Source organism: Blastococcus sp. SYSU DS1021 (assembly GCF_054050995.1).
Map to the genome: position 1 here is coordinate 126,649 of NZ_JBJHAL010000006.1, position 15,049 is coordinate 141,697.

At 75.2% G+C, this 15,049-nt stretch carries 13 protein-coding genes and 1 riboswitch; of the genes, 10 read left to right on the top strand and 3 right to left on the bottom strand.

Features of this window, described 5'->3' with window-relative positions:
- The first annotated feature begins 5 nt into the window (after positions 1 to 5).
- The 5 genes from ACI8AP_RS06540 to ACI8AP_RS06560 all read left to right on the top strand — a co-directional run bounded on the left by ACI8AP_RS06540 (position 6) and on the right by ACI8AP_RS06560 (position 4,473).
- Positions 6 to 1,028: an iron-siderophore ABC transporter substrate-binding protein gene (locus ACI8AP_RS06540; protein WP_456588530.1), complete on the top strand. Its 1,023-nt coding sequence runs from the start codon at positions 6 to 8 to the stop codon at positions 1,026 to 1,028.
- A complete protein-coding gene (locus tag ACI8AP_RS06545) occupies positions 1,025 to 2,074 on the top strand; it encodes a FecCD family ABC transporter permease (RefSeq protein ID WP_456588531.1) in 1,050 nt (349 codons plus the stop codon). The genes ACI8AP_RS06540 and ACI8AP_RS06545 overlap by 4 nt, the downstream gene beginning before the upstream one ends.
- Positions 2,071 to 3,123, top strand: coding sequence for a FecCD family ABC transporter permease (locus tag ACI8AP_RS06550; protein WP_456588532.1), 1,053 nt, complete (start codon positions 2,071 to 2,073; stop codon positions 3,121 to 3,123). The genes ACI8AP_RS06545 and ACI8AP_RS06550 overlap by 4 nt, the downstream gene beginning before the upstream one ends.
- Positions 3,120 to 3,950 (top strand): ABC transporter ATP-binding protein, encoded by an 831-nt coding sequence (locus tag ACI8AP_RS06555; RefSeq protein WP_456588533.1) that lies wholly within the window; start codon positions 3,120 to 3,122, stop codon positions 3,948 to 3,950. The genes ACI8AP_RS06550 and ACI8AP_RS06555 overlap by 4 nt, the downstream gene beginning before the upstream one ends.
- 61 nt (positions 3,951 to 4,011) lie before the next feature.
- The gene (locus ACI8AP_RS06560; protein WP_456588534.1) at positions 4,012 to 4,473 is read left to right on the top strand and encodes an NUDIX domain-containing protein; all 462 of its coding nucleotides are present in this window, start codon (positions 4,012 to 4,014) and stop codon (positions 4,471 to 4,473) included.
- 12 nt (positions 4,474 to 4,485) lie between these two features.
- Here the strand turns inward: ACI8AP_RS06560 and ACI8AP_RS06565 are convergent, their stop codons facing one another.
- Positions 4,486 to 5,712, bottom strand: coding sequence for a transglycosylase domain-containing protein (locus ACI8AP_RS06565; RefSeq protein WP_456588535.1), 1,227 nt, complete (start codon positions 5,710 to 5,712; stop codon positions 4,486 to 4,488).
- 174 nt (positions 5,713 to 5,886) lie between these two features.
- Between ACI8AP_RS06565 and ACI8AP_RS06570 the strand changes: the two genes are divergently transcribed.
- Entirely contained in the window at positions 5,887 to 6,900 is a 1,014-nt protein-coding gene (locus ACI8AP_RS06570; RefSeq protein WP_456588536.1) for a diguanylate cyclase domain-containing protein, read from the top strand.
- A gap of 98 nt (positions 6,901 to 6,998) precedes the next feature.
- On the opposite strand, the gene ACI8AP_RS06575 is transcribed toward ACI8AP_RS06570, so the two are convergent.
- Positions 6,999 to 7,898: an SMP-30/gluconolactonase/LRE family protein gene (locus tag ACI8AP_RS06575; RefSeq protein ID WP_456588537.1), complete on the bottom strand. Its 900-nt coding sequence runs from the start codon at positions 7,896 to 7,898 to the stop codon at positions 6,999 to 7,001.
- A 123-nt stretch (positions 7,899 to 8,021) separates the two neighbouring features.
- On the opposite strand from ACI8AP_RS06575, the gene ACI8AP_RS06580 reads away from it, so the two are divergent.
- Entirely contained in the window at positions 8,022 to 8,945 is a 924-nt protein-coding gene (locus ACI8AP_RS06580) for a Rieske 2Fe-2S domain-containing protein (protein ID WP_456588538.1), read from the top strand.
- Positions 8,942 to 9,424 carry a hemerythrin domain-containing protein gene (locus tag ACI8AP_RS06585; protein ID WP_456588539.1) on the top strand — a complete coding sequence of 161 codons (483 nt, stop codon included), beginning with the start codon at positions 8,942 to 8,944 and terminating at the stop codon, positions 9,422 to 9,424. Before ACI8AP_RS06580 ends, ACI8AP_RS06585 begins: the two co-directional genes overlap by 4 nt.
- Before the next feature lie 51 nt (positions 9,425 to 9,475).
- Here ACI8AP_RS06585 and ACI8AP_RS06590 read toward each other — a convergent pair whose 3' ends face one another.
- On the bottom strand, positions 9,476 to 9,997 hold the full coding sequence (locus ACI8AP_RS06590; protein WP_456588540.1) for a C40 family peptidase: 522 nt from the start codon (positions 9,995 to 9,997) through the stop codon (positions 9,476 to 9,478).
- Positions 9,998 to 10,011: 14 nt separating this feature from the next.
- A riboswitch (cyclic di-AMP (ydaO/yuaA leader) is annotated at positions 10,012 to 10,168 on the bottom strand.
- A gap of 463 nt (positions 10,169 to 10,631) precedes the next feature.
- On the opposite strand from ACI8AP_RS06590, the gene ACI8AP_RS06595 reads away from it, so the two are divergent.
- Together ACI8AP_RS06595 and ACI8AP_RS06600 are read left to right on the top strand one after the other, a co-directional pair.
- The gene (locus ACI8AP_RS06595) at positions 10,632 to 11,717 is read left to right on the top strand and encodes a ScyD/ScyE family protein (protein ID WP_456588541.1); all 1,086 of its coding nucleotides are present in this window, start codon (positions 10,632 to 10,634) and stop codon (positions 11,715 to 11,717) included.
- Between the two features lie 111 nt (positions 11,718 to 11,828).
- A complete protein-coding gene (locus ACI8AP_RS06600; protein WP_456588542.1) occupies positions 11,829 to 15,020 on the top strand; it encodes a carboxyl transferase domain-containing protein in 3,192 nt (1,063 codons plus the stop codon).
- Positions 15,021 to 15,049: the final 29 nt, after the last annotated feature.

Sequence of the window (15,049 nt, forward strand, 5' to 3'; positions counted from 1 at the left end):
ACACCATGACCCGCGCATCCCACCTGGCAGCCGCCTCCGCGGCCGCTCTGCTCACCGTCGGGCTCGCCGCCTGCTCCTCGTCGGAGGCGGGGGAGACCACCGGGTCCGCGGGGGAGTTCACGCCGATCACCATCGAGCACGCCCTCGGCACCACCACGATCCCGGAGATGCCCGAGCGGATCGCCACGGTCCAGTGGGCCAACCACGAGGTGCCGCTGGCCCTCGGCGTCGTGCCGGTCGGCATGGCCGCCGCCAACTTCGGTGACGACGACGGCGACGGCCTGCTGCCCTGGGTCGAGGAGCGGCTCGAGGAGCTCGACGCCGAGACCCCGGTGCTGTTCGACGAGACCGATGGCATCGACTTCGAGGCCGTGGCCGACACGAACCCCGACGTCATCCTCGCCGGTTACTCCGGCCTCACGCAGGAGGACTACGACACCCTCAGCGAGATCGCGCCGGTCGTCGCCTACCCCGAGGCGCCCTGGGCGACCCCGTGGCAGGACATGATCGAGGTCAACGCCGCCGGCATGGGCATGGCCGCCGACGGCGAGGAGCTCATCGCCGACCTCGAGCAGCAGATCTCCGACGCCGTCGCCGAGCACCCCGAGCTCGAGGGCACGGCCACCATGTTCATGACCCACGTGGACACCACCGACCTCAGCGAGGTCAGCTTCTACACGCCGCACGACACCCGGGCCGCCTTCTTCGAGGACCTCGGCCTGGCCACCCCCGAGAGCATCGCCGCGGCCTCCACCGACCCGGACGAGTACTCCGGCTCGATCAGCGCCGAGCGGATCGACACCCTCGACGACGTCGAGCTGATCGTCACCTACGGCGACCAGTCGCTGGTCGACGCGCTGGAGGCCGACCCGCTGCTGTCGCAGATGCCCGCCGTCCGCAACGGTGCGATCGTGCTGCTGCCCAACACCCCGCTCGGCACGGCCGCCAACCCGACCCCGCTGGCCATCCCGTGGGTGCTCGAGGACTACGTCGGCATGCTCGCCGAGGCCGCCGCCAAGGCCCCGTGACCTCGGTCGACACCCCGCCGGCCCCGGACGCCGCCGCCCTCCCGCGGCGGCGTCCGGGGCCGGTCCGGCTGCTCTGGCTGCTGGTCGTCCTCGCCGTCCTCGTCGCGCTGATGGGCGCCTCGGTGGCGATCGGCTCCCGCGGCGTCGGCTGGGCCGACATCGTCGCCGCCCTCGGCGGCTCCTCGGAGACCATCGCCGAGGCCGCCGTCACCAAGCGGATCCCGCGCACCGTTCTCGCCGTCGTCGTCGGCGCGGCGCTCGGGCTCTCCGGCGCGGTCATGCAGGGCGTCACCCGCAACCCGCTGGCCGACCCCGGCGTCCTCGGCATCAACATGGGCGCCTCGCTCGCGGTCGTCGTCGGGCTCGCCTGGTTCGGCCTGTTCTCCGAGACCGCGATCGTGTGGACGGCGATCGCCGGCGCCGCGGTCGCGGCCGTCTTCGTCTACGCCGTCGGGTCCCTGGGGCGCGGCGGGCCCACCCCGCTCAAGCTCGCCCTGGCCGGGGCGGCCACCGCCGCCGCGCTCACCTCGTTCGTCACCGCCATCGCGCTGCCGCGCGGCGACATCGCCGAGAGCGTCCAGTCGTGGGAGATCGGCGGCGTCGGCGGCGCCACCTTCGACCGCATCGGCACCGTGCTGCCCTTCCTCCTCGTGGGCCTGGCGATCAGCCTGCTGTCGGCCCGCAGCCTCAACTCCCTGGCGCTCGGCGACGACCTCGCCGCCGGCCTCGGCGAGCGGGTCGCGCTCGCCCGAGGCGTCGCCGCGCTGGGCTCGGTGCTGCTCTGCGGCGCCGCCACCGCCGTCGCCGGGCCGATCGCCTTCGTCGGGCTCGTGGTCCCGCACCTGTGCCGGCTGCTGGTCGGCATCGACCACCGGTGGCTGCTGCCGTTCTCCGCCCTCACCGGCGCGGCCCTGCTCACCGCGGCGGACGTCATCGGTCGGGTCGTCGCCCGGCCCGAGGAGCTCGACGTCGGCATCCTCACCGCCCTCGTCGGCGCCCCCTTCTTCATCTGGATCGTGCGCCGGCAGAAGGTGAGCGAGCTGTGACCGCCGTCGTCACCGCCCGGCCGGCCACCGTCGACGCCGTCGCCGCCGGCCGGGTGCGCCGCTCCGCCCGCCGGCGCACCGTCATCGCGGTCCTCGCCGGGCTGGTGGTCGTCACCTTCGCCGCCACGCTGATGGTCGGGCGGACCTTCTACCCGCCCGAGGACGTGCTCCGCGTCGTGCTCGGCCAGGAGGTGCCGGGCGCGTCGTTCACCGTCGGCCGGCTGCGGCTGCCGCGCGCGGTCCTCGCGGTCGTGGCCGGGCTCAGCTTCGGCCTGGCCGGGGTCACCTTCCAGACGATGCTGCGCAACCCGCTTGCCAGCCCCGACGTCATCGGCATCACCTCCGGGGCCAGCGCCGCCGCCGCCTTCGGGATCGTGGTCCTCGGGTGGAGCGGCACCGCGGTCTCCGCGCTGGCGATCGTCGCCGCGCTGGGCGTCGCGCTGGCCATCTACGGGCTGGCCTTCAAGGACGGCGTCGTGGGCACCCGGCTGATCCTCATCGGCATCGGCGTCGCCGCCATGTCGCGGAGCATCACCTCCTGGGTCCTCTCGGAGGCCGGGGCGTGGGACTTCGCCGAGGCGCTGCGCTGGCTGACCGGCAGCCTCAACGGCACCACCTGGGCGGCGACCCTGCCGGCGCTGGTCGCCCTCGCCGTGCTCGGCCCGGTGCTGCTGACCCGGTCGCGGGAGCTCTCCGCGCTGCAGCTCGGTGACGACACCGCCTCCGCGCTGGGCGTCCGGGTCGACCGCACCCGCGTCGTGGTGATCGTCGCCGCCGTCGGCCTGCTCGCCTTCGCCACCGCCGCGTGCGGACCGATCGCCTTCGTGTCCTTCCTCGCCGGCCCGATCGCCGCCCGCATCGTGGGGCCGCACGGCTCGCTGCTGGTCCCCGCCGCGCTCGTGGGGGCGCTGCTCGTGCTCGTCGCCGACCTCGTCGGCCAGTTCGCCCTCGGCACCCGCTTCCCGGTCGGCGTCGTCACCGGGGTGCTGGGCGCGCCCTACCTCATCTACCTGATCGTCCGCACCAACCGCACGGGAGGCGGCCTGTGACCCGCGACCGGAGGCTCGTCGCCGAGGGACTGACCCTCGGCTACACCGACGACGCCGTGATCGACTCGCTGGACCTGGCGATCCCGCCCGGCCGGATCACCGCCATCGTCGGCGCGAACGCGTGCGGGAAGTCCACGCTGCTGCGCTCGATGTCGCGGCTGCTCAGCCCCCGCGGGGGGCAGGTGCTGCTCGACGGCAAGGCGGTGCACCGGATGCCGGCCAAGGAGCTGGCCCGCATCCTCGGCCTGCTGCCCCAGTCGCCGATCGCCCCCGAGGGCATCACCGTGGCCGACCTGGTGGGCCGCGGGCGGCACCCGCACCAGCGGCTGCTGTCCCGCTGGAGCCGGGAGGACGACGAGGCAGTCGCCGCGGCGCTGGAGGCCACCCAGACCGTCGAGCTCGCCGACCGGCCGGTGGACGAGCTGTCGGGTGGCCAGCGCCAGCGGGCGTGGATCGCGATGGCGCTCGCGCAGCGCACCGACGTCCTGCTGCTCGACGAGCCGACGACGTTCCTGGATGTGAGCCACCAGGTCGACGTCCTCGACCTGCTCACCGACCTCAACCGCGCCCGCGGCACGACGATCGTCATGGTGCTGCACGACCTCAACCTGGCCGCGCGCTACGCCGACCACCTGGTCGCCCTGGCCGGGGGCCGGGTGCACGCGGCCGGGACCGCGGAGGAGGTGCTCACCCCGGAGACGGTGCAGGCGGTGTTCGGGCTGCCCAGCCTGATCGTCACCGACCCGGTGTCCGGGAAGCCGCTGATGCTGCCCCGCGGCCGGCACCACGACCTCGCGGGCGCCGAGGTGCTGACCGCGCACGGGTAGCCGCCAGAGCCGTGTCCGGGCCCGGGGTCCGCGCACCCGGCCCGGATGCCAGGCTGAGCGGGTGCCTCCCGTCCGCAGCTCCGGCGTCCTCCTGTACCGCCGCACCGGCGAGGCGGTCGAGGTGCTGCTCGGTCACATGGGCGGGCCGTTCTGGGCGCGGAAGGACGACGGCGCCTGGTCGGTCCCCAAGGGGGAGCACGACCCGGCCGAGGACGCCGAGGCCGCCGCGCGCCGCGAGTTCGCCGAGGAGCTGGGCTGCCCGGTGCCGGCCGCGTCGCTGCAGCCGCTCGGCGAGGTGCGCGGCCGCAAGCTGCTCGCCGTCTGGGCCGGCGAGGGCGACCTCGACGCCGGGGCGATCACCAGCAACACCTTCGAGCTGGAGTGGCCGCCGCGGTCGGGCCGGGTGCAGGAGTTCCCGGAGATCGACCGCGCGGCCTGGTTCGACCTCGCCACCGCGCGGGTGAAGATCGTCCGCGGTCAACTGCCCTTCCTCGACCGGCTGGGCGCGCACCTCGCCGGCTGACCGGCGGTCGGGTCAGCCGGTGCCCTCGGCGGCGATCAGGTCGGTGACCTCCTGCGGAGGCGTCGAGCAGTCGTCGGCCGACGGCTCCTGGTCCGAGGCCAGCCCCTCGATGCCGACGTCCTCGACCGGCTGGAAGCCGAGCCGCTCGAGGTGCGCGGGCACCCGGTTCTGGGCGTTCACCACGTGCGAGCGGGACAGCCAGCCCAGCCCGTCGTCCACCTGGAAGTCCATGCCGCCGCCGGGCGCCCGCTGCACGTGCCCGGGGGAGGGGAGCAGGCCGACCAGCTGCACGGCCTCCGCGGCGGACAGCTCCGCCGGCGGGGAGTCGAAGTAGTACCAGCCGGCCGCGCAGACGCCGTAGATCGTCGGCCCGAACTGGGCGTAGTTGACGTACAGCTCGAGCATCCGGCGGTCGTCGACGAACGCGGCCAGCTCGACGGCCAGGAGGGCCTCGACCCCCTTGCGCCAGGCGCTGAGCTCCTGGTTGAGGAACAGGTTCTTGGCCATCTGCTGCGGGATCGTGGAACCCGAGGGGTCGTCCTCTCCGGAGAGGTGGGCCGTCGCCCGGCTCCACAGCGCGTCCCACTCGAAGGCGCCCGAGCGGTAGGGGAGCTGCGCGTCCTCGTGCGCGATGACCGCGGCGAGGAAGTTCCGGGAGACGTGCTCGACCGGCACCGACTGCTGGATCGCGCCGTCGGGGTTGGCCACCATGAAGGCCGTCGTGGGCGGGTCCACCCAGCGCAGCGAGAGCACCACCAGCGCCTGGACGACGCCGACCACGGCCAGCACGCGGACGACGCGACGGACCAGCCCCCGGCGACGCCGCGGAGGGCGGTCCCGGCGACCCCGGCGGCCGCGCGGCGGCGGGAGCGGACGCTCGGGCGCGGGCGGGAAGGGGCCCTCCGGCCGGGCCGTCGGGTAGGCACGCCGCGGCTCCTCCCCGGGCCACGGGCGCGGCGGCGGCCCGTACTGCGGCGGTCCGTACGGCGGCTGCCCGTAGGGAGGCTGCCCGTACGGCGGCTGCCCGTAGGGAGGCTGCTCGTAGGGAGGCTGTCCGTACGGACGCTGCTCGTACCGCGGCGGGCCACCGGCCGGCGGCGGAGCGCCGTACCAGTCGTTGCCCACCGGCGGTGGACGGTCGAACCGGGGACGCCGGGCGGGCTCCGGCTGCGGCAGCGGCTCGGTGGGCCGGCGGCGGAGCCAGCGGGTGGTGCGGCGGTCCGGCGGGACGGGGGCCATGAGGCGGTGCTCCTCAGGTCGGCGTCGAACCGTCATCCTAGGGAGGTTTCCTGTGAGCCCCGTCGATGTCCGGCGTCCCGAGCCCCCGGAGCGACCGGACGGGCGAGTCGGTGCGAGGCGGGTCACCCCTGGCGGGGCCTCAAGGTCGGGCGCGGAACGGCCGACGTTCTCCAGGTGAGCCGGTCAGGAGCGCCCGAGGTGGCGACGCTGCGCGTCATGGCGCAGACGCTGGCCATCTTCTACGGCTTCGGCGGCGCCGCCGGGTTGCTCATCGCATCCGGGGCCCAGCCGGGTGCCCTCCGCTCGGTCCTGCTCGCGCTCTCGCTCACCGCGCTGGCAGCGGCGGTCGTCGTCGCCCGGTGGGGCGCCCGGTGGCCGCGCAGGGTCTTCGACGTGGCGGTGGGTGCCGCGGACGTCCTCATCGCCACGGCCGTCGTGGCCAGCCCCGACCCGGTCACCGCGCTGGCCGCCGCCACGCTCATCAGCTTCGTCGTCGTCGACGCGCACCTGTTCTTCACCGGGCGCCAGGCGTGGGCGCACCAGGCTCTCGCGGTAGCCGCCGTCACCGCGTCCCTGCAGGTCTCCGGTGGCGTGCCGCTCCCCACCGCGCTGGGCCTGGACGTCGTGCTCGTCGGCCTCGGCGTCGTCATCCGGCGGCTGGTCATCCGCGCCTCGGGCGCCAGCCGCGACCCCCTGACCGGTCTGCGCAACCGGCGCGGCTTCGACGAAGCGCTCGACGAGCTGCTGTCGGAGGCCGGCCGCACCCGCGAGCCGCTGTCGGCGGCGCTGCTCGACGTCGACCACTTCAAGTCGGTCAACGACACCTACGGCCACGAGGCCGGTGACCGCGTGCTGTGCCGGGTCGCCGACGTCTGGCGGGCGCAGCTGCCGGCCGGGGCGGTGCTCGCCCGGCACGGGGGCGACGAGTTCTCGCTGCTGCTGCCCGGCGTCCGCGCCACGACGGCGCTCGCCCTCGTGCGGCGCATCTGCGCGCTGCACCCCGACATCTCGCTCTCCTGCGGGGTGGCCGGCTACTCGTTCGGCGAGAGCGCCTCCCAGCTGATGCGCAGTGCCGACCGCGCCCTCTACGACGCGAAGGTCCTCGGCCGCGGCCGGGCCGAGCTCTTCGAGGGCACCGGTCCGGCGGTCGACGGCGCGATCCGACGGGGCACGCCGCGGGCCTGGTGAGCCCCGGCACGGCGTCCTGGCTCACCTGCGGTGGTCCTGGCTCACTGTCGACGCTGAGCCAGGACCCCTAACGATCAGGTCACCTGATCAACATCGCGTCACGGCAGGCCGGCGTGCGGGACGGCGACCTCCGTCGACACCAGCACCGCCTCGCGCACCGGTGCCCGCGTGTGCTCGTAGAAGTCCGGTGCGCAGCACAGCAGCAGCGTGCGGCCGTCGTCCCCACCCAGCGCGCAGGCGTAGACGCCCATGCCGTCCGGTGCGGCGATCTCCTCGACGATCGCGCCGCCGGCCGCCACCCGGACCACCCGGGAGTTCAGCCCGTCGGCGACCCAGACGTGCCCCTCGGCGTCGAGCGTGCACCCGTCGGGGGCGACCACCACCTGCCCGATGAGCTCCTCGACCGAGTCGCCCACCGGCATCGGGCCGAGCTCCGCCCACACCCGGCGGCCGCCCAGCGAGCCGTCGGCGGCGATGTCGAACGCCGTGAAGCGGTTGCCCCACGTCTCGCCGACGACCAGCGTGCCGCCGTCCGGGGTGATCACCGAGCCGTTCGGGAAGCGCAGGTCCTCGGCCACCACGGTCACCGTCCCGTCGGGGTCGACCCGCTTCACCGACGCAGGGGCGGGCGCGCCACCGCCCATGAGGTCGAAGCCGAAGTCGCCGACGAACGCCCGGCCGGCGGCGTCGACCACCATGTCGTTGAGGTGCCCGCCGCAGACCGCAGAGAGGTCGGCGTGCGTGGACACCTCGCCGTCGGCGACCCGGAGCAGCCGGTGGTCCTTCATCGACACCACGAGCAACGAGCCGTCGGGCAGCCAGCCCAGGCCCGAGGGCTGGTTCTCCACCTCGAGGACGACGTTCTCCCCGCCGCCGGGCGAGACCCGGCTGACGGTGCGCCGGTAGAAGTCCGAGACCCACCACTGCCCGTCGCGCCACCGCGGCCCCTCGAAGTAGGAACCGCCCTCCAGCACCGTCCGGAACTCTCGCGTCGCCATGGCACCGGACGCTACGACGCCGCGGCGCGGCGCACGAGCCGGTCCCGCGCTGTTTCACCGCTCCCCACCTGGGCAGATGCGAAGAATGCGTCGACGGAGAGTGCGCCGGTGATTGTGCGGGGGGTGTTCGAGCGGACCCTGCGGGCGGTCGAGCGCTGGGAGGTCCTCGACGCCCCCAGCTACCCGGTCGAGCACGGCATCTCGCTGACCTTCCTGCTCGCCGGGCGCTATGCACGGCCGCTGCAGGACCTGCTGCACGGTGTCTGGCTCGGCCACCCGCTGCACCCCGCCCTGGTCACCGTGCCGATCGGGTCGTGGACGGCGGCCCTGGCCCTCGACGCCCTGGACGCCACGGGCCGCGGCGGGCCGGGCTCCGGGGCGGCGGCCCGCACCGCGGTGCGGGTCGGCGTCGCCGGCGCGGTGGCCGCGGCGGCCACCGGGCTGACCGACTGGCAGCACGCCCACGACCAGGCCCGCCGCGTCGGGCTGGTGCACGCCGGGCTGAACAGTGCCGCGCTCGCGCTCTACACCTGGTCGCTGGCCGATCGGGCCCGCGGCCGGGCCGCCCGCGCGCGCGTCACCGCCGCCGCGGGCTACGCGGTCACCGTCGCCAGCGGCTGGCTCGGTGGCGCGCTCTCCTACCGGCACGGGATGGGTACCGACCACGCCGTCCGCAGCTACGAACCGCGGCGCTTCACCGACGCCGCCGCCCTGGCCGACCTGCCCGAGGGCGAGCCGGTGCCGGTGGACGTCGACGGCATGCCCGTCGTCCTCGTCGCCACCGGCGGTGCCGTGCAGGCCGTCGGTGGCCGCTGCCCCCACCAGGGCGGGCCGCTCGGGGAGGGCTGGCTGCACCGCGGCGAGCTGGTCTGCCCCTGGCACGGGTCGCGGTTCGACCTGGCCACCGGTGAGCCGGCCCAGGGCCCCTCCACCGCACCGCTGCCCTGCTTCGACACGCGGGTCCGCGAGGGCCGGGTCGAGGTGCGCCGCCGGGCCGACTGGCGCACGCCCACCGCGATCACCACCGTCCAGGAGGCATCCCGATGAAGGCCGACGAGGTTCTGACCGCCCACCACGACGTGCTGCGCGGGCTGCTGCGCGACCTGGCGGAGACGACCGGCGAGGAGACCGAGCGGCGGGAGGAGCTGCGCGGCCGGCTGCTGCGGGAGCTGGAGATCCACACCCAGATCGAGGACGAGCTGTTCTACCCGGCCGTCGTCGACGTCTCGCCGCTGCTCTCCCTCGCGCACGCCGAGCACCGGCAGATCGACGACCAGCTGGCCACCGTGATGCGCACGGCACCCGACGACCCGGAGTTCACCACCGAGGTGCGCATGCTGGAGAAGACGCTGCGCCACCACACGATGGAGGAGGAGCAGCGGATGTTCCCCCAGGCGCACGCCCTGGGCGAGGAGCGGCTCGAGCAGCTCGGCGAGCAGTTGCGCGCACGGCAGCGGGAGCTGGTGGAGTCCGGCGGCATGCGGCTGATCGTGCGGCTCAAGCGGGCGACGCTGCGCCTGGTGTGAACGCCCCGGTGCCCCGGCCGCATCGGCCGGGGCACCGGGGAGAGCGCCGGATCAGACGACGCGACGCGCGGTGTTGTAGCCCCACATCGAGTCCACCGGCACGACCGCCACCGGGTTGCCGTAGGTGGAGGAGTGCACCATCAGCCCGTCGCCGATGTACATGCCGACGTGACCGACCGGGTCGTAGAAGAAGATCAGGTCGCCGGGCTGCAGGTGGGCCCGGTCCACGTAGACCCCCGCCGTCGACTGCGCCCGCGAGGTCCGGGGGATCTCCACGCCCGCGGCCTGGTAGGCCGACCAGGTCAGGCCGGAGCAGTCGTAGCCGCCGGGGCCGGTGCCGCCCCAGACGTAGGGCTTGCCCTGCTGCGCCAGGGCCGTGTCGACGGCGACCTGGGCGGCGTGGGTGGGCGCCACGACGGGCGTGGTGACGACGGTCGTCGTGCCGCCGCCACCGCCGTCACCGGTGGAAGCGGTGGCGGCGAACGGGGTGAGAGCGATGCCCGCTCCGGTGAAGAGGGCGAGCGCCGCGCCGCGGACGGAGCGGCGGGTGGTGGACGTGCGCGTGGTCGTCATGGACGACGGTTCTCCTGTTCTCCATCGACCGCCTACCGGGTTAGCTGACGGGTTCGGGCGGGGAACTCGCCCGGCTTGACCGGCTCGCGGCCACGCTTCACCCCAGTGCTGCGGTGGGTCCCCGGTCCGGGCGGCGGTCGGATCCGACGCCCGGTTCGGCGGTGTCGGACGGGTGTCACCGGGAGCGGTGACGACGGGATCCCGTCCGGACCGCGACGACGCTAGGTCGGGATCCGTCCACCTACCCACCGGCCGACACGCGGGGGACCGGCCCGCGAGCGGCGTGTCGACCACGGGGGCGGGCCCGGGCGACTCGCGCGCCGACCACCGTGGACGCGCGGACGACGGCGCGAGGCGCGGCCTCGCCGGTCACCGATCGTCAGCGCACGCTTACTTCCTCTGTCGCGGCGGGTCCGCACGCTGTGCGCTCCGCCGTGTCCGCCGCGTACAGGGCTGATCCGGAGCCTCCCGGGACGCTGTCGATGGAGTGACTACACCTAGCAACGACGCACAGGGAGCGGGAGAACCGGACGTCGACGGTTCACTTCCCGGTGGCAGAGGCCTGGCAGTTTCCCGGACGTTCCACGGGGGATCTCGAGGCAAGGGGAGCAGGATGAAGGCAGGGAGGGCGGCCGTGGGAGCGGCCGCGGCGCTGGCGCTGGTGGCGGTGTCCCCGGCGACGGCACTGGCGGACGGCGGCGAGGACGACATCGTCACCGTGGCGGCGGGGCTGGACGGACCGCGTCAGCTCAGCGAGTTCAAGGGCCACCAGCTCGTGGTGGCCGAGGCCGACTCCGGCGAGGTGTCCTCGGTGGACCTGCGCGACGGGCGGGTCCGGACGCTGCTCAGCGGCCTGGGCAACGCGCAGGGTGTCGACTACAAGTACGGCGGCCTCTTCGTCGCGGTGGGCGAAGCCCCGCCGGCGGAGGAGGGGGCTCCCCCCGTGCCGCCCGGCACACCCAGCCAGGTGGTCGTCGAGGCCAAGCCGAACGGCCAGATCCTGCGCACGTGGGACCTCCTCCAGTACGAGCTGGACCACAACCCCGACGGGCAGCAGCAGTTCATGGAGGTCGACGGCGAGCAGGTGCCGATCGAGACGCTGTCCAACCCGTTCGCGGTGCTCGCTCAGCCCAACCGGCTGCTGGTCAGCGACGCCGGCGCCAACGCCGTCCTCTCCATCGACCTGCGCAGCGGGAAGATCAGCACGTTCTTCGTGCCGCCGACGGTCACCGACACCCCCGAGTGCGCGGAGGCCGAGAACAACCCCGGCACCGTGGGGTGCGACTCGGTCCCGACCGAGATCGCCGAGGGCCCGAACGGCCTCATCTACGTCGGCACGCTGGGCGCCGAGGCGCCCGGTGCGGCGCGGGTCTACGTGCTGGACCGGCACGGCGAGGTCGTCGACGTGATCGGTGGGCTGACGGGGGTCACCGGCGTCGCCGTCGACCCGCACGGCACCGTCTACGCGTCCAACGTCCTCGAGGGCTTCCCCGAGGGCCCGCCGGCGGAGGACTTCGACCCCGCCACGATCGGCGAGGTCACCCGCATCTCGCCCTCCGGCGAGCGGGCCACCGCGCAGGTGACCATGCCGACCGGGCTGGAGTGGACGCACGGGCACCTGTACGCCTCGGCGTGGAGCGTGGCCGGCTTCCTGGGCATGCCCGGCGCCGGTGAGGTGCAGCGCATCGGCTCGGGTGCGTTCACGGGCCTGCAGCCCTGATCGATCCTGCGAGGACGGCGGTGCCGCGACCGGGCCTTCCGGCCGCGGCACCGTCGTCTGCGGGGTGACCACCGCCACAGGCCGGTCGGCGGGTCGTGCGAGCATCGCCGGGTGGCCCGCCTGCTGATCGCCAACCGTGGCGAGATCGCCGTCCGCATCGCCCGCGCCGCCGCCGCCGAGGGGCTGACGTCGGTCGCCGTCGCCGCCGCCGACGAGCCGCACGCCCCGCACCTCGCCGCCGCGGACGAGGTCCACCTCCTCCCCGGCAGCGGTCCGGCGGCCTACCTCGACGCCGCCGCGGTCGTGCAGGCCGCCGTGGACACCGGCTGCGCGCTGATCCACCCCGGTTACGGCTTCCTCTCCGAGAGCCCGGCGCTGCCCCGGGCGTGCGGCGTCAGCGGCGAGGCACCGGCGGTGGTGGGCCCCGGCGCCTCCGTCCTGGAGACGCTCGGTGACAAGGTGCTCGCCCGCGCGGCCGCCGAGGCCGCCGGCGTGCCGGTTCCGCACGGCACCGGCGACGCCGCCACCTCGCAGGAGGTCGCCGACCTGCTCGACGCGACCGGCGCGGTGATGCTCAAGGCGCGGTTCGGCGGGGGCGGGCGGGCCACCCGCGTCCTGCGCCGGGGCGACGACGTCGCGGCCGCGGTCGCCGCGCTGGCCGGCGAGGCCCGCGTCGCCTTCGGCACCGAGGCGCTGCTGGCCGAGGAGCTGGTCGAGGACGCCCGGCACGTCGAGGTGCAGCTGCTCGGTGACGCCGGCGCGGACGTCGTCGTCCTCGGTGACCGCGACTGCTCGCTGCAGCGCAACCGGCAGAAGGTCGTCGAGATCGCCCCCGCACCGGACCTGCCGGATGCCGTCCGCGGCCGGCTGCACGACGCGGCGGCGGCGCTCGCCCGGCACGTCGGGCTGCGCGGGCTGGCCACCGTCGAGTTCCTCGTGCCCGCCGGGGCGCCCGAGCGGTTCGCCTTCCTGGAGTGCAACCCGCGGCTGCAGGTGGAGCACACGGTCACCGAGGAGACGCTGGGCCTGGACCTGGTGCGCATGCAGCTGCGGGTTGCCGCCGGCGCGACCCTCGCCGACCTGGGGCTGGCCGACGGTGCGCCCCGTCCGGTCGGCACCGCCGTCCAGGCCCGCGTCCTCGCCGAGACCCTCACCGCCGACGGCGCCGTCGTCCCCTCCGCCGGCACGATCACCGCCCTCGCGCTTCCCGGCGGCCCGGGCGTGCGGGTGGACACCGCCGCCCGCCCCGGCGCCGAGCAGAGCCCGCGCTACGACCCGCTGCTGGCCAAAGTGGTGGTGCACGAGCGGCAGGGCGCGCTCGCCGACGCGCTGCGCCACCTGCACCGGGCGCTCGGCGAGGTGCAGGTCGCCGGCGTCCCGACCAACACCGAATTCCTCCGCGCCCTGCTCGCGCGCCCGGACGCCGCACGCGCCACCACCACCTTCGTCGACGACCACCTCGCCGAGCTGGCCGGCAGCGCCGCGCCCGCGCCCGCGCCCGAGGCGGGGGAGGGGCTGCGCGCGCCGGTCCCCGGCACCGTCGTCGCGGTCGCGGCGGCCGAGGGCAGCACGGTCGAGCCCGGGGGAGCGGTCGTCGTCCTCGAGGCGATGAAGATGGAGCACGTCGTCGCGCTGCCGGCCGGCGGCACCGTGCGCCGGATCGCGGTGCGGGTCGGCGACACCGTGCGGCAGGGGCAGCTGCTCGCCGACGTGCAGCACGCCGACGGTGACGCCGCGGCCGACGCGGCGGCGATCGACCTCGACGCCGACCGCCCCGACCTCGCCGAGGTGCGCCGCCGCCACGAGCTGGGGCTCGACGAGCACCGCCCCGAGGTCGTCGCCAAGCGGCACGCGCTGGGCCGGCGCACGGCGCGGGAGAACCTGGCCGACCTCGTCGACGAGGGCAGCTTCCTGGAGTACGGGCCGCTGGTCTTCGCCGCGCAGGAGCGCCGCCGCAGCCGCGAGGAGCTGCAGCGGAAGACGCCCGCCGACGGCGTCGTCGGCGGCCTCGCCGACATCGCCGGCCACCCGGCGGTCGTCGTCTCCTACGACTACACGGTGCTCGCCGGCACCCAGGGCATGCGCGGGCACCTGAAGAAGGACCGGTTGTTCGAGCTGGCGGAGAAGCGGCGGCTGCCGGTCGTCCTCTTCGCCGAGGGTGGCGGTGGGCGGCCCGGCGACGTCGACCACCCGGTCGTCTCCGCGCTAGACACGGCGGCCTTCGCCCTGTTCGGCCGGCTGTCGGGGCTGGTGCCCACCGTCGGCATCGCCAGCGGCCGCTGCTTCGCCGGCAACGCCGCGCTGCTCGGCACCTGCGACGTCGTCATCGCCACCGAGGACGCGAACATCGGCATGGGCGGGCCGGCGATGATCGAGGGCGGCGGGCTCGGCGTGGTCGCACCGGAGGAGATCGGGCCGATCGACGTCCAGCACGCCAACGGGGTCGTCGACATCCGGGTGGCCGACGACGCCGCCGCCGTCGCCGCGGCCCGGCAGTACCTGTCGTACTTCCAGGGGCCGGTGGCCGGGTGGACCGCCCCCGACCAGCGGCTGCTGCGCCACCTCGTGCCCGAGAACCGCAAGCGGGTCTACGACATGCGCGCGGTGCTGGGGGCGCTGGCCGACGAGGGGTCGGTGCTCGAGCTCCGCGACGGCTGGGGCGCCGGCATGATCACCGCTCTGGCGCGGGTCGAGGGTGCGCCGCTCGGCGTCCTCGCCAACGTGCCCACGCATCTCGGCGGGGCCATCGACGCCGACGCCGCCGACAAGGCCGCCCGCTTCCTCCAGCTCTGCGACGCCCACGGCCTGCCGGTGCTCTCGCTCTGCGACACCCCGGGCTTCATGGTCGGGCCGGAGTCGGAGAAGACGGCGACGGTGCGCCACTTCTCCCGGCTGTTCGTCACCGGCGCCACCCTGTCGGTGCCGGTCGGCAGCGTCGTCGTCCGCAAGGCCTACGGGCTGGGCGCGCAGGCGATGGCCGGGGGCAGCACCAAGGTGCCGCGGTTCACCGTCGGCTGGCCGACCAGCGAGTTCGGGCCGATGGGCCTGGAGGGCGCGGTGCGCCTCGGCATGCGCCGGGAGCTCGCCGTGATCGAGGACGACGCCGAGCGGGCGGCGGCGTTCGACGCCGCCGTCGCCGCCGCCTACGAGAAGGGCCGCGGCCTCAACGTCGCCGCGCACTGGGAGATCGACGACGTCATCGACCCCGTCGACACCCGCCGCTGGATCACCACGCTGACCCGCGAGGCGGCGGCCACCCCCCGGCCGCCGGGCAAGGTGCGCCCGCACGTCGACACCTGGTGACCGACCGGGTGAGACTTGCCGCCCGGTGG